Origin of the sequence: Caballeronia eucalypticola, from assembly GCF_047608185.1 — a bacterium.
Lineage (GTDB): Bacteria > Pseudomonadota > Gammaproteobacteria > Burkholderiales > Burkholderiaceae > Caballeronia.
On sequence record NZ_JBLKRU010000007.1, the window covers coordinates 176,363 to 190,157 of the forward strand.

Annotated in this window: 12 protein-coding genes; 4 read left to right on the plus strand and 8 right to left on the minus strand. The window is 57.3% G+C overall.

The genetic code is table 11. The features are described 5' to 3' along the window. Positions 1-744: 744 nt before the first annotated feature. Positions 745-1,881 carry a porin gene (locus ACMX25_RS11165; RefSeq protein WP_414949863.1) on the plus strand — a complete coding sequence of 379 codons (1,137 nt, stop codon included), beginning with the start codon at positions 745-747 and terminating at the stop codon, positions 1,879-1,881. A gap of 132 nt (positions 1,882-2,013) precedes the next feature. On the opposite strand, the gene ACMX25_RS11170 is transcribed toward ACMX25_RS11165, so the two are convergent. The 5 genes from ACMX25_RS11170 to ACMX25_RS11190 all read right to left on the minus strand — a co-directional run bounded on the left by ACMX25_RS11170 (position 2,014) and on the right by ACMX25_RS11190 (position 6,784). Continuing rightward, the gene (locus tag ACMX25_RS11170) at positions 2,014-2,319 is read right to left on the minus strand and encodes an NIPSNAP family protein (protein WP_414949864.1); all 306 of its coding nucleotides are present in this window, start codon (positions 2,317-2,319) and stop codon (positions 2,014-2,016) included. A 79-nt stretch (positions 2,320-2,398) separates the two neighbouring features. Continuing rightward, positions 2,399-3,229 carry an IclR family transcriptional regulator gene (locus ACMX25_RS11175; RefSeq protein ID WP_414949865.1) on the minus strand — a complete coding sequence of 277 codons (831 nt, stop codon included), beginning with the start codon at positions 3,227-3,229 and terminating at the stop codon, positions 2,399-2,401. Between the two features lie 923 nt (positions 3,230-4,152). Further along, complete coding sequence (locus ACMX25_RS11180) at positions 4,153-4,881, minus strand: SDR family NAD(P)-dependent oxidoreductase (RefSeq protein ID WP_414949867.1); 729 nt, start codon at positions 4,879-4,881, stop codon at positions 4,153-4,155. Next, a complete protein-coding gene (locus ACMX25_RS11185; RefSeq protein ID WP_414949869.1) occupies positions 4,878-6,188 on the minus strand; it encodes an MFS transporter in 1,311 nt (436 codons plus the stop codon). Before ACMX25_RS11185 ends, ACMX25_RS11180 begins: the two co-directional genes overlap by 4 nt. 68 nt (positions 6,189-6,256) lie before the next feature. Continuing rightward, positions 6,257-6,784, minus strand: a complete 528-nt coding sequence (locus ACMX25_RS11190) for a 2,4'-dihydroxyacetophenone dioxygenase family protein (RefSeq protein ID WP_414949871.1) — start codon at positions 6,782-6,784, stop codon at positions 6,257-6,259. A gap of 364 nt (positions 6,785-7,148) precedes the next feature. Between ACMX25_RS11190 and ACMX25_RS11195 the strand changes: the two genes are divergently transcribed. Both ACMX25_RS11195 and ACMX25_RS11200 read left to right on the plus strand, forming a co-directional pair. Next, a complete protein-coding gene (locus tag ACMX25_RS11195) occupies positions 7,149-8,603 on the plus strand; it encodes an MFS transporter (RefSeq protein ID WP_414949972.1) in 1,455 nt (484 codons plus the stop codon). 78 nt (positions 8,604-8,681) lie between these two features. Beyond that, a complete protein-coding gene (locus tag ACMX25_RS11200; protein ID WP_414949872.1) occupies positions 8,682-9,122 on the plus strand; it encodes a TIGR02594 family protein in 441 nt (146 codons plus the stop codon). A 35-nt stretch (positions 9,123-9,157) separates the two neighbouring features. Here ACMX25_RS11200 and ACMX25_RS11205 read toward each other — a convergent pair whose 3' ends face one another. From ACMX25_RS11205 to ACMX25_RS11215, 3 genes are all read right to left on the minus strand, one after another. Beyond that, complete coding sequence (locus ACMX25_RS11205) at positions 9,158-9,550, minus strand: VOC family protein (RefSeq protein ID WP_414949873.1); 393 nt, start codon at positions 9,548-9,550, stop codon at positions 9,158-9,160. A gap of 126 nt (positions 9,551-9,676) precedes the next feature. After that, positions 9,677-10,321: an MAPEG family protein gene (locus ACMX25_RS11210; RefSeq protein WP_414949875.1), complete on the minus strand. Its 645-nt coding sequence runs from the start codon at positions 10,319-10,321 to the stop codon at positions 9,677-9,679. Between the two features lie 146 nt (positions 10,322-10,467). Next, positions 10,468-11,544 (minus strand): alpha/beta fold hydrolase, encoded by a 1,077-nt coding sequence (locus ACMX25_RS11215; RefSeq protein WP_414949876.1) that lies wholly within the window; start codon positions 11,542-11,544, stop codon positions 10,468-10,470. Between the two features lie 424 nt (positions 11,545-11,968). Here ACMX25_RS11215 and ACMX25_RS11220 point away from each other — a divergent pair, with 424 nt between their 5' ends. After that, positions 11,969-13,708, plus strand: coding sequence for a DUF3857 domain-containing transglutaminase family protein (locus tag ACMX25_RS11220; protein ID WP_414949877.1), 1,740 nt, complete (start codon positions 11,969-11,971; stop codon positions 13,706-13,708). Positions 13,709-13,795 lie beyond the last annotated feature (87 nt).

The following is a 13,795-nucleotide window of genomic DNA, read 5'->3' on the forward strand; positions in this document are numbered from 1 at the left end:
AATAGGGTGTGCATCGGTTGATCGTCGAGACGGCGAAAAGAGATGCGATACGTGGGCAGGTCGGTCAGGCTTGTGGCTAAAGCCTCCGATCAGGTTTGCCGCAAGCTCTGGACTATCTTTCTCACGCGGGAAGGGCGCTTAAGGCGGCACTCGTGACGGATACAGAGTGCGTGCCTGGAGACACGGTGAAATGCTTGGTGAGGAATTGGCGCAACCTGCTTGACTATTCGGGGATGCGGTCACGTCTTCAGGACGATCGCTTGTTCACGTTTTGATGGTGGCTTAGTTAGAGCAGCTGTCGTTTCTCCCCTTTCACTAGGCGCCACTTATCCGCGTTTAATGTGTCGCCAAATTATTCCAGAATGTTCCCCTTCATGACCGCAAGGTACGCGTCGGACAATTGATAACGTCCCGCGTCTTGCCGGCGTTAGCACGAGAACACCCGCGCATGCCTTTCCACGAAACGTTTTGCCAGCCTGCCGCATTCCTTCAAGGGCCCTGTTCAACGCAAACCATTGCATTACGGTTTTGACCCGGCGCAACGCTTGGTAAGCATGCCTGTTGTCCGCTGCCAACGGTGCTCGCAAAACGCCGCTGTTTAATGGTGTCCGTCTGATCGACGTACGGCGACGTCGATCAGTACGCGCAGCGATGCGCGTTTATCTGACGGGATCGCGGTGTTTGCAGCCTGTGAAAAAGGCCATGCGGACCGCGTTGCTCAATCGTATTTTCGGAGAAATTGAAATGAAGAAATCCCTTCTTGCTCTCGGTGTCTTGGGCACTTTCGCCGGAGCGGCACACGCGCAGAACAGCGTGACCCTCTATGGCCTGATCGACGCGGGCATTACCTACACCAATAACCAGGGCGGCAGCAAAAACGTCCAGGCGACCAGCGGTCAAGTCAACGGCAGCCGTTGGGGCCTGCGAGGCTCCGAAGACCTGGGTGGTGGTCTCAAGGCCATCTTTACGTTGGAAAACGGTTTTAATATCGACAACGGCAAGTTAGGCCAAAACGGCCTGGAGTTCGGCCGTCAGGCGTTCGTTGGTTTGTCGAGTGACCAGGCTGGCGCCATCACCCTCGGCCGGCAGTACGACTCGATGGTCGACTATGTTGGCCCGCTCGCTCTGACCGGCACGCAGTTCGGCGGCACGCAGGCCGCTCATCCATTCGATAACGACAACCTTGATAACTCGTTCCGCATCAACAACTCGGTCAAGTATCAGAGCGTCAACTATGGCGGCTTCAAGTTCGGCGGTTTGTATGGCTTCTCGAACGACGCGGGGGGGTTCTCCGACAACCGGGCATACAGTCTGGGCGTGTCATATAACTATGGTCCTTTGTCTGCCGCGGCCAGCTACATGCAACTCAACAGCGCGGGCTCCACGCTGAACTCATCGGGTGCCGTGACTGCCGACGCCACGTTCGCAGCGGACCGTCAACGCACCTACGGCGGGGGCGTCAACTACGCGTTCGGCGCAGCAAATGTCGGCTTCGTGTTCACGCAGACTCAGTTGAACAACTTGACGGGTATCGGCTCGTCGGCCTCCGGGACGACCAACGGCATTGCTCTGGCGGGCGGCAGTGCGCGCTTCACCAACTATGAGGTGAACGGCCGCTACAACTTCACGCCGGCGTGGACAGTGTCGGGCGCCTACACCTTTACCGATGCGAGCCTGGATGGGGTGAGCCCGAGATATAACCAGGTGACCTTGCAGACGGCGTACGCGCTGTCCAAGCGTACCGATGTGTATCTGCAAGGCGTGTATCAGCACGTGAACGGTACGGGTGATTCGGGCCTGACCGCTGACATCAACGGGTTGACCGCGTCGTCGACAAATAGCCAGGTTGCTGCGACTATTGGTTTGCGTACCCGGTTCTAAGTGAGTTGCTAAGCAGATGAATGTGGCCTTTGGCTCGATGAGCGGGAAGGCCGAGACTTAGCGCGGTGCACTTGGCGCTAGACTTTGATATGCCGGGGATGTTCTCCCGGCATTTTAATTTTGCGCTCGCGATTAACTGAAGACGGGACGAAAGAAGCTGCGTTCGTAGCTGACGATGCACTGTGTTTCTTCGGCATATTTGAATGCTGCCTGGCATTCCGGATCAAGCTGCGATTGTTCACGGTAGCTTTCGTACATCGCCAGGCTCGGAAACGAGAACATCGCTAGCGCGACGTTGTTGGCTCCCTCCGACGGCAGGAAATAGCCGTGATGCTGGCCACCGAATTTCTCGACTAACGGAATCCACATCTTGCCGTAGGCTTCGAACTCTTTGAGTTTCGACGGATTGATAATGTAACGAAGGTAGCAAGTGATCATGGGGTATCCGTTTGAGAAGAGAGATTCGATTGAATAATACCTGTCCGATGATGAGTGACCCTGCTCGTTCGACTTGCACTCAGCGCGAGCCCGGGCCGACTCCTTCGGCGATTACGCGGCAAGCGTCTTTCAACGGCGCGATGTAGGTTTCCATCGGCGTTGTGCTTTTCCTGTATAGGGGAATGCTGATGCTGACGCATGCGATCGGCTCGCCGTTTGCTCCCAGGACTGCGCTGCCGTAGCAAAAGATCTGCTGCTCGTTTTCTTCACGATCTTCGGCGTAGCCGCGAGCGTGGGTTTCATTGAGTTCGGTATCGAGTGCGGTGCGTTCGATGATCGTATTCGGCGTGAAGCGCTCGAAATTCAGGGTGGCGAGTAGCGCGTCGCGGTCCGGGCGCTTGAGTGAAGACAGATAGGCTTTGCCGACGGAGCTTGAATACAGTGTGACGCGTGTGCCTATCCGCGATGCCATGCGCACGGCGTGCGGGCTTTCCAGCTTTTCGATGTAGACCATTTCAGAGCCGCTGCGCACGGCCAGGTGAACGGTTTCCTGGGTAAGGTCGCGCAAGGTCTGGAGTGCCTCGCTGGCGGCTATGCGGAGGTTCGAGCGCTCCCAGCTTCGGCTTGCCAGGGATAGCAAACGAGGACCTAGCGAATAGGTTCCGCCGCGCGGCGTTTCGACGACCAGGCCTTCGGCGATCAGGGCCCCGAGAATGCGGTAGACCGTAGGCCGGGGGTAGTTCGACGAAGCGGTAAGCTGGGCAATGGACGGGGGCGCCGGTGAGTCGGCTATGCGCTGAAGTATCGCTAGGAACTTTGAGAATGCGGCAGTGCCGGATGGAAGGGGGGGCAGGGGGGGCAGGGGGGCCGCGTTGCCTTGGCCAATGGGGGGTTTAGGTGGTTTTGGCATGGCGTTAGTGATTGGCGGGGACTGTGCCGGGTTGCACGGGTTCTGCGTTAGCGGTCGGGGTCATTGCCAGGTTGCTGCTTTTTAGGTCTTCGCGCGTTTTATGTTGGCTTATTTCTTTATCACTATTAGCCACTGCGCGTGGCGGCGCGTCATTTCTTTGTCCAAAGCGACAAAGAAACGAAGCAAAGAAAACGCTTTCAACTCTCTAAAAATTAAGTGTCCACAGCGTGCAGTTTTGATTCATTGGTACCCGAAAAGCACGGTGCTCGCCAGAGCCACGGATGTGTGAACCCCTCTTTCTCGCGAATCCTGACAGTAAAACGCTTCGCCCCATACGCTCTCGGGCTAGCACCCGTGCCAAGGAAACCCGCACGGCCTCACGCGTATTTGCCGCCGTGGTACTTCGCGAGTTAGCTATCAATTTGCATTGTTATTTGCCGGGTTAGGCCTCACGCATTCTGCAGATCCATTTCTCGGAGGTTTAAAAAATGGTTCGGCATGCATCCAAATTTGGAGGTTGGTTTTCCGCGGATAGCGCGGGGTACTCCTTGGGCAGGTTCAGTCGCTAGTGCTTGCCCGAGAGCGTACGGGGCGAAGCGTTTTACTGTCAGGATTCGCGAGAAAGAGGGGTTCAAACATCCTCGGCTCTGGCGAGCACCGTGCTTTTGGGGCACCCATGAAATGGAACTGCACGCTGTGGACACTTAGGGTAGAGAGGTGAAAGCGTTTTCTTTGCTTCGTTTCTTTGTCGCTTTGGACAAAGAAATGACGCGCCGCCACGCGCAGTGGCTAATAGTGATGAAGAAAACAGCTAGCACTAAACCCGCGAAGGCCTAAAAAGCAGCAACCCGGCAACAACCCAGACCGCTAACGCAAGACCCTAACAACCCCGCCCGCCCAAACCCCAACTACGAACCAAACCGCTAAACCACCAAATACCCCCCATCAACCGGAACAACAGCGCCCGTCATAAAAGCCGCTGCTGGCGAGCAAAGGAACGCCACCACTTGGGCTACATCACCAGGCTGACCCCATCGTTTCATTGGCGTGCGATCAAGAATCGCTTGCGAACGATCATCGCTATCCTGCAGAGCCTGCGTCAACGGCGTAGCAATCCATCCCGGCGCGACTGCATTCACGCGAATGTTATCGGCTGCATAAGCAATGGCCAGCGACTTGGTCAACTGCACTACGCCACCCTTGCTTGCGCTGTAAGCGGGAACAAGACCGCCGCCGAAAAAACTCAGCATCGACGCCGTGTTAACAATAGATCCAGCACTAGCCTTCAAGCGTTCGCGCGCCGCGGCACAGACACGCATGGTCCCGCCAAGATTGACGGCGACCACGCGCTCGAATACGTCAATAGCCAGTTCATCGCCGCGCCGGATCATGCCCGCGCAATTCACTAGCATATCGATGGAGTCGGCTCGTGCCATGAGCGATGCTACGCTCCCGTCGTCGCTAACATCAAGTTCGACAACTTCTATTGCAGAGCCTAACGCCTCACGTTGAGCATCGGTCGCCCCAATGCCCGCAGCAAGAACACGCGCGCCAAGCGCGGCGAAACATTGAGCAATGCCCGCGCCAATGCCCTGCGTGCCGCCAGTCACAACGGCGGTTTTGCCTTTGAAGAGATCAGTCTGAAAAGTCATGGAAGGTCGGATAAGGGAACGGTTGTAACGATGGTCTCGCTGTCCTCAATCTTATTTCGTACTACAAATACATAAACCAGCGCGGCGGCGAATGCGACACCCGCGCTGATCAGGAACGCGTTGATGAAGGAGTGCGTCTTATCCACGACGATACCGGTAATGAACGGCGCAAATGAACCGCCGAAATAGCCGCCGAAGTTTTGAATGCTGCCCAGCGAGGCCACCATGTGACGAGGCGCGGCGACGGTCGCTAGCGCCCAGCACGCGCCGCTCGCCATGTTGACAAAATACATGGCAGCAGAAAGATAGATCATGGCAAGCGTCAGGTTCGGGGTAAACGCCGCCGGTACAGTGAAGAGCGCAGCGCCCAGCAAGCCGACGCAGATCGGCCATTTACGGCTTCGCATGGGCGCCATGCCGCGCGCCATCAGGCCATCGGCTACGAATCCGCTGGACAGCATCCCAAGCGTGCCGAAGAGATAGGGGACCGACACGAGCCAGCCCGTATGCGCAATGGTCACGTGGCGTTCGTGCTCCAGGTACGCAGGCAGCCAGGTGAGATAGAGCCACACCATGTAGATCACGCCCATGTTGCCGAAGATCATGCCCCACGTAGTCGATTTGCTGAACAACCCACGCCATTCACGCATGGTCATGCGGCGTTCGGCGCGCTGCTCCGGTTCTCCTTCTGTCAGGAATGCGACCTCCTGAGAATCGAGGGAGATGTTACGGCGATCCCGGTAGACGAGATACCAGCCAATCGACACCGCAATGCCAAGCACGCCCATGACGACGAACATCGTGCGCCAGCCAAAGGTCAGCAGGAGCACTGTGAGGACGGGCGGTGCTATAGCGGGTCCAATGGTCGATGACGTAATGAAGATGCCTGTTGGGCGACCGCGCTCATGCACGCCGAACCATTCGCTCACCACCTTTGCACCAGCGGGAAAATTCGGCGCCTCGCCAAGACCCAGCGCGACGCGTGCGACCAAAAACTGCGACAGGCTCGTCACAAGACCACCGCACAACTGCGCGGCCGACCACAGGAACATGCCCAGGCCGAGCATCACGCGTGCACCGAAGCGGTCAAGCAAGATGCCGATGGGCAACTGGGAAAATGCATAGGCGAATGAGAAGGCGGACAGCAGCAAGCCCATCTGCGATGCCGACAACCCAAGTTCCTGGCTGACCGAATGATTCGCTATGGAAAGCGTGCTCCGGTCGAGATAATTAACAATCCCGGCCAGTGTCAGGAACGTGATTGCGACCACCTGGATGCGCTTGAGGCGCGGTGATTTCTGCAACATGGTGTCTCCTCCGGTGCTCGTTGAGAGTCTGCGTGGAAGGTACTTGCGAGGGAAGGCCCAACTCCGTTTTAACGGATGAACTGGTCGACGAAATCTTCTCCCAGCCCTACCGAAGAAAAGTGCTTGCGGCACATGTCGACCTTGGTGAAGACGTCTTCGTATCCGGTGTAGTTGCCATAAGGATCGCAATAGAACATCACGCCATTGACCTGGAAGTAGGTGATCATTTCTTCCACGTCTTCAGGCACGTAGAGCGTGTGGGTTTCTCCCGGCGGCTCGAAAACATAGCTGCCTTCAGTGGCTTCCCAGTCGTGTTCCAGATAACGCCAGCGGCCCTTGAGCACCATGCCGTGTACCGCTTGCGGATGCCGGTGCCGGCTTAGCACGCCGGATTTGCGCACACGCAGCAGATTCATCCAGTACCCGGTCGAAACATTCAGGCATAGGGGGCGGAACCAGACGTTCTCGGCTTGAGGAACCCAAAGACGTTCGTCCTTGGGGATCGCCGATTCAACCACGATTTCCTTAGCCGCTTCCTTAGGGAATGGGAGCTGATACGGCGTCATTGCGTCTGCCGCAGATTTAGCCTCTGCCATGACCTGGCTCCTTTGTCCATATTGTGGATAAACTATTCAATTTATGGACACATAATTCTTCAAGCTGACCCTCTCTGTCAAGGCGCGCCAATCGTGCAGTGCGGCATGAATTTGCAAAGGAGCGCTGCGGGCTTTCGATTATGTGAGCGTCAAATTGGCTCTAGCCGGCTAGTCGACTAAGGCGCATGTCCATGACAAGGTGCTAAGGGTTACGCGATAATGCCAAGCGGGTTAACACGTAATTGGCCGCTGGTCTTGCTTGGGGCCATACATGATCGCTGGATCTATCGGCGCTGCACTAGCGTCAATCTCAACTTTTCGCGCGTCGCTCAAGGCGGCGTCGCCGCTCAACCCGGGATTCTCGATGAGCAACAGTTCGTTGCCAACTTCCTCTGCCGCTCGCTGGCTGCCTTATATAGTCGCGGGAACGTTTTTCATGGAGTATCTGGATACCACTGTCATCGCGACCGCGTTACCGCAGATGGCCCGCTCATTCGGTGTCGGCCCTAATGCGCTAAGTATTGGAATGACCGCCTACATGCTCGCGCTGGCCATTTTTATTCCGGTAAGCGGCTGGGTGGCTGATCGCGTAGGTTCACGCACGGTGTTCTTTAGCGCGATCGTCGTGTTTGTGATCGCGTCGGTGTTATGCGGCTTATCGAACTCGGTCACGGAGTTCACGGCAGCGCGTTTACTACAGGGCGCGGGCGGCGCGATGATGGTCCCGGTAGGTCGGCTGATCGTGGTCCGCAGTACAGAGAAAAGCCGGCTTATGCAGGCTATTTCCACCATCACCTGGCCTGCTATTGCGGCACCGGTCGTCGGCCCCCCCATTGGCGGTTTCATCACCACATATGCGTCATGGCGCTGGATTTTCCTCTTGAACGTGCCGTTCGGAATCTGCGCGCTGATAGCTGTCGCCATGCTTGTCCCGAACCTGCGCGGCGCCGAGCGCAAGCCTCTGGATGTTGTGGGACTGGCGCTTAGCGGCGCAGCCCTGACCGCCATTCTTTACGGCGCCGAACTCGCTAGCCAGCCTGACAGTAATCCATGGATGGCCGGCGGCATAGTGCTGGCCGGTCTGCTGTTTGGCTTTGCCGCGGTGCGTTATGCGGCGCGTCATCCGCATCCGTTGATCGATTTTTCGACGCTGAAGATTCCTACTTATTCGGTAACTGTCCTGACCGGTTCGTTCACGCGTATCGGCATTGGCGCCGTGCCGTATCTGATGCCGTTGCTATTCCAGATCGGCTTTGGTCTGTCCGCTTTCAAGTCGGGCCTGTTGCTGCTTGCCAGCGCGCTTGGCAACCTCGGAATGAAAGCGCTGACCACGCGGATTCTGCGGCGTTTCGGCTTCAGGTATGTGTCCATTGTCGCCGTGGCGACAGCAGGCATCTTTACGATCATATGCGGCCTGCTCACGCCTTTGTCGCCGCTTGCGTTCGTCCTGATCGTGGTATTCGTTTATGGCGTGGCGCGTTCCATGCAGTTTTCGTTGTTGGCGACCCTTGCTTACGCCGATGTGGGTGCCCCGCAAATGAGTGCCGCGAGCACGCTATGGAGCGCGGCTGCACAAATGACCATTGGACTGGGCATTGCCTATGGCGCCGTCGCCTTGCGGGCCGCGGCGATGCTTAACGGCGAGACGACCGGTGCGGGAGACATGCATTTCACGCTCGACGACTTCCGGCTAGCGTTTCTGTTCGCCGGCGTGCTGACGCTACTCTCGGTATGGGGCTACTTCAAGGTCGCCCGTGACGCGGGGCAAAGCGTGGGCGGCGGATCGATGCGACAGAATGTGTCGCAGAGGAGCGGTTAGAACGCGAATGGGCCGTTAATGAAGAACGCATTGGAGTCGTTCCTGGAGTTCGGCATACAGCGGAGAATGATTGTAGGTATGACTAGTGAAATAGATGAGCCCGCATGGTTGTCCCTTGCGTTCGCTGAGCGTGGAGTCCGGCGCTTCGGGCCAGGAGAGAGCAATCCGCGGATTGTTGAATACAACGCGCACACTAATCTGGCGGGCTACGACGACAAGATCTCGTGGTGCTCGTCGTTCCTGAACTGGTGCCTTGCTAAGACGGGAGAGCGCGGTACGGGATCCGCGCTAGCGCGTTCCTGGCTTGAGTGGGGCGAAGTACTCGACACCCTCACGTACGGCTGCGTCGTTATCTTGTCCCGTGACGGTCCCGCTAGCTGGAAAGGGCACGTCGGTTTTTATCTGCGCCACGACGCCGAAACCATTTATCTCTTCGGCGGTAATCAGCTTGAAGAAGTACGCGAGCTTGATTATCCGTTAGCGTCGGTGCTGGGTTATCGGTGGCCTGAGCCTCTTTGATCGTGCTTGCAAGCAGCGACGAATCATGATCCCGCTTAAGCCGGATCATGACAGCACACGCAGATCTTGTTTCCGTCCGGGTCACGAAAATAGGCACCGTAGTAATGCGGGTGATAGTGCGCTCGCAAGCCCGGCGGCCCTTCGCACACGCCTCCGTTTGCCAGTGCGATGGCGTGGCAGCGATCGACAGTCTCACGGCCGTGTGCAAGCAGGGCGATCATCTGTCCGTTGCCGGGATTGGCCGTGTTTCCATCGATTGGCGGTCCAATCAGGAACAACGGACGTGGCGCATTGGCCGCGACCCAGCCGGCCCAAGGCTTGTCATCGTCGCGGAATTTTAATGGCAGCCCTAGCGCTTCCATGATCGGCGAGTAGAAATGGAAAGCACGAGGAAAGTCGGTGACGCCTACGTGAACATGTGAAAACATCTGGCCGTTCCTTCTAACGGTGGATGAGGGCGAATTGGCAATCATGATCCCGCTTGCTCTGTCTTATGGCAAGCCTTGGCGCGAGTTCTTGCCGCGTGGCTTTACCTTGGTGACTGCCGCACTTGCTCAAGCATTAACCGGTCTGGTCGTACGCACAAGAACGGTTTCCACGCAACCAAAGACGATTACCGGCGCAATAGCGCCTGCAAAGCCGGCAATCTCGTAGCCAACTCTCGCGCAACCATACAGGAGGACCAGCATGCTCTGCATCATGCCAGGAGCTCCCGTTGCGCGATGCTGAGACCCATAGTGGTATCCAATCGAGAAAGCGAAACGTGTAGCGATCCAGACCACGGTGGTGGCGACAACCGCGCACATTGAGCGTCCACTGCTGCAGTAGATCGCCAGCGCGAAGAGTCCGGGGACAAACAGGACCAGTTGTTCAAGCGTGTTCTGGAGATAGCGCAAGTTGATCGTCAAGCGCCGTGTTTCATGGCCCGACAATGGATCGATAGCCGGTGAGCGTAAGCGTTCATGTGCGACCGCTTCAATGCCCGTCAGGAAGCAGAAAAGGACCGCCATGCAGCAGCATTTGAGAGCGACCACGAATCGGGCAAACGGCTCCTCCATGCCGTTAAGCGGTGGCATGAAATAGTCAATGCCAAGCCACAAAGCGATGGCGGCAGGGAACGCGAAGGCGATTTCCATGATCAGGGCCGATTGGTGCCGGCGGATATTGCCGGCATCTGCAGGTTCAAGCGCGTTCTTCATGGTTGCCTTCCCGCGGCTTGGCGTTGAAGTTAGCTTAAGGACTTTTGAATGCGCGTCAACGCGGCGTAACCCGCGCTTGAGCGGCGCCGAAGCCCGCACGGTGCTAGCGTTTCCACGCCAAGCCTTCATCGCCCTACCGATTCCCGTCACGGACTGGACGCACACGGGAATTCGTGGCTGTCGGAAAAGAGCACTGGCAAGCTGCAGCTAGCTGCCAGAACGTGTCTTGAGTCGTGATCCGCACCCGGCACCAGCACAAGACTTTGATGCAAATCCGTTGGGTGCCGCATGCGCATGTATTGCATATAAGAAAGACTGCGGCTAAGGCGGTCGGATCCTTGCAACTCACCTGCGCACGACCGGTCCAGTTCACTGTGATCCGGATCGTTGTCCGCGGTTCCTGCCAGGTAGACAACGTCGCGTGCTGCGTACGCCGCCTCGACGGCTTGTGCTGATCGCCCGCGTACGTAAGACGGTGCGTTATCCAGGCCATAACGCCATAGCGTGGCACCGGGGCAACTTGCTGGATCGACCGCTTTGAAGCCCCCTGCGGCAGACGGCCGGAGGTCGTCGAAATAGAGAAAGCTACTGGGCTCCGCCACCACATAACGGATATGAATTCCTAGTGCGGTCAACGCTTGCTCGCCGTGGCCAACGGCGGCGTAGCGTTGCACGAGTTGTGCGCCCGCCGAGTGCCCAACAAGTACAACGGTACGCAAGTCCGGGTACCGTGTCCGGTCCGCAAAGTGGTCGAGTAGACGATCAAGCACCTCGAATCCGCTGACCGGCACGGGCGATAACGCGGGCCAGCCGCGCGACCAGTCGTGCAACTTCCAGCGCAACACGGAAGGCGGAAGCCCGTGGGCAGCGATGTCTTGCGGGATCAGGAACTGAGGGCCGACAATCAGGGTTGTTCCCGTTACCTCAGCCATCCTCGCCGCTTCAACGGTGGAAAACCAGTTTGATTTCGCGTTACGGCTTTCCCCATGCACGACGATGACAACACGCTCCATACCCGCTGCCGTGGCATCGAGCGGCATGGTTGAATACACGGGGAAGGTGCCGTTGCCGGATGTGGTTTGAATGTCGAACTGCTGGTTCGGCGTAGCCCGGACCGGCTTGGCGGGGCCCGTCTTGCGGTCTAGATCGTAGCCGGTCAGGTTGATTGATCCATGTTGTGCCGTCGCGCTGATGACTTGAGCACTGACGTTCTGAGGGATCATCAGGCCAAATAAGACGCTGCTTAGAAAGGTAAATAGAAGAGCAAATAGAAGCGCCGGTCTCATGCATTTCCCTGAGAGTTAAGCAAAATTGGGCAAAGCTCGCACATCATAGATTGAGCCGATGCATACTAAGTCCGCTGCATGCAGATAGTAGATTGGGCAATCGCGTATGCAGATGAAAGTGTTGAAAGGGAAGCGGGCTTCGATCTTGCAGGATTATCCTGGCAAGCAGCTTTCATCAAACCATCACGGTGACAAATAACATTCATTAAAAAATATCGATCCGATGACAATAAAACATTGCCGTAACGCCAGATTGAAATCGAAGTGGCTAGCGCCGTTCTTCCTCTCGCTAATATTGCTTTCACCTTGGCTTACGGAATGCCGCGCTGCGGATGTTGAAATTGCTCAGGATCAACGGGTGGTGACCGTTGACGAGGCGGGTCGCAGGACCACGCATAGAACACTCAAGATCAACCTGTCGAACGAGGCCGCTCTACAAGCCTTCTCGCAATACGCTCTTGGCTACAACGCTGAGCTTCAGTCGGTCAAGATCGACGACGCCGAAACAATCCACGCAGATGGAACGCACGTTGTTGCCGATTTGCAAAGCGCGGTCTTCGACCGGGCGGCGCCTGTCACTGTCAGCGCACCTCAATTCAGCGAGGAGCATCTGCGCATTGTTGCGTTCCCGGCGCTCACCAAGGGAGACACTGTGTTGCTGAGCTACAGCATCACGGACATCAACACGCTATTCCCCGGGAAATTCACGGACCTCGCGGTGTATCCGCTGACCAGCGATTTCCGTGATGCCAGCGTAACGCTCGATACACCCGCCGACATGCCCGTCAATATTGATGCACCCGGCATGCAAGCGCAGCAAGACACGGTGCAAGGTGGCCGGCATGTGCGTGTATATCGATACCACACTGCGAGCAGCGGTCCTGTCCCGCAGCAAGCCAACACGCTGACCTGGACCGATGTCGGCCCATACTTCGTCGCCACGAATTTCCGCGACTATGCGGAAATCGCGCAGGCGTATCACGTGCGTTCAGGCGAACAGGATGAGCCGTCAGCAGCGGTTCAGGCACTCGCCGACAGCCTCACGAAAGGCGTGAACGACCGGCGTGAACAAGCATCGCGCCTGTATGACTGGGTCAGCCGCAATGTCCGATATGTCGGCGTATATATTGGCGCCGGTGGTGTCGTTCCCCGCAGCGCCGACATTATCCTGAGCGGCCGTTATGGCGATTGCAAGGATCACGCCACTCTGTTCGCTGCGCTGCTAAAGGCGAAGCACATTGAGAGCCACAGCGTGCTGGTTAATCTAGGCGATGGGTATCGTTTGCCGAATGCACCCGACTGGATGGCGTTCAATCACGCCATTACGTGGCTGCCCGAGTTCAAGGTGTTTGCCGATACAACCGCTGGTTTCGCGCCGTTCGGAACGCTGACGTTCGAGGCGAGCGACAAGCCCGTACTCGACACCACCACCGGCGCAATTTTGCACACGCCGCCGCAGAACGACGCGAACAGCAGTTCTTCGGTTGACTACGCATTGAACATCAACAATGACGGCGATGCCAACGTCACCGCCCATGCTGAATTAAGCGGGCAGGCGAGCATTGGTCCTCGCCGCACTTTCTCGCGCCTGTCGCGCAGCCGTATCGAATACGAGATGCTGAGCCGCAGCGGATTGACGGGCTCGCTCCATGCGACCCCGACCGATCCGGGCGAGCTTGAAACGCCGTTCACGCTGTCACTGAGCGGCAAACTCGATCAGCTCGCGATCATGCCCGGACCGGCGGCATTTTCAGTGCCGCGCATGCCGACGTTTGACTCCATCCAGAGTTTTTCCGAGCTCGTGCTCCGGCGCATGAATAGTCCGTTGGACGGTATCTGCGGAGGGACAAGGTTGAGAGAGCATTATGTTGTCGAGATCCCCGACGCGAAAATCCTGGCGATTCCGTCGGGCATATCCATGGATAGCGGCGAGATTTCTTATCACTCGAGTTACCGGCAGCACGACAATACGGTGGAGATTGACCGGCTGCTCGAACGCAGGCTTACAAGCAATGTATGCAGTGGCGCCAAGCTGGCGGAGTGGGCCGGCATTGCGGGGGCTATTTCCAAGGACCTGAAGCGCCAAGTGCTTTACAAATAAACGCTAACGCGCGCCGCTTGTATCGCGTGGCGCCGTTAGAGAGAAGATCCGTGTTCCGGCTTATTCGCAGTTAATAGTCTCGGCGCT

What these genes read in the sequence shown, in the direction of transcription:
- ACMX25_RS11215 (WP_414949876.1), bottom strand. Translation starts at nt 11,544, where the DNA reads ATGATCCCTCAGAACGTCAGTGCTCAAGTCATCAGCGCGACGGCACAA.
- ACMX25_RS11170 (WP_414949864.1), bottom strand. Translation starts at nt 2,319, where the DNA reads ATGATCACTTGCTACCTTCGTTACATTATCAATCCGTCGAAACTCAAA.
- ACMX25_RS11165 (WP_414949863.1), top strand. Translation starts at nt 745, where the DNA reads ATGAAGAAATCCCTTCTTGCTCTCGGTGTCTTGGGCACTTTCGCCGGA.
- ACMX25_RS11205 (WP_414949873.1), bottom strand. Translation starts at nt 9,550, where the DNA reads ATGTTTTCACATGTTCACGTAGGCGTCACCGACTTTCCTCGTGCTTTC.
- ACMX25_RS11190 (WP_414949871.1), bottom strand. Translation starts at nt 6,784, where the DNA reads ATGGCAGAGGCTAAATCTGCGGCAGACGCAATGACGCCGTATCAGCTC.
- ACMX25_RS11210 (WP_414949875.1), bottom strand. Translation starts at nt 10,321, where the DNA reads ATGAAGAACGCGCTTGAACCTGCAGATGCCGGCAATATCCGCCGGCAC.
- ACMX25_RS11180 (WP_414949867.1), bottom strand. Translation starts at nt 4,881, where the DNA reads ATGACTTTTCAGACTGATCTCTTCAAAGGCAAAACCGCCGTTGTGACT.
- ACMX25_RS11200 (WP_414949872.1), top strand. Translation starts at nt 8,682, where the DNA reads ATGACTAGTGAAATAGATGAGCCCGCATGGTTGTCCCTTGCGTTCGCT.
- ACMX25_RS11195 (WP_414949972.1), top strand. Translation starts at nt 7,149, where the DNA reads ATGAGCAACAGTTCGTTGCCAACTTCCTCTGCCGCTCGCTGGCTGCCT.
- ACMX25_RS11185 (WP_414949869.1), bottom strand. Translation starts at nt 6,188, where the DNA reads ATGTTGCAGAAATCACCGCGCCTCAAGCGCATCCAGGTGGTCGCAATC.
- ACMX25_RS11175 (WP_414949865.1), bottom strand. Translation starts at nt 3,229, where the DNA reads ATGCCAAAACCACCTAAACCCCCCATTGGCCAAGGCAACGCGGCCCCC.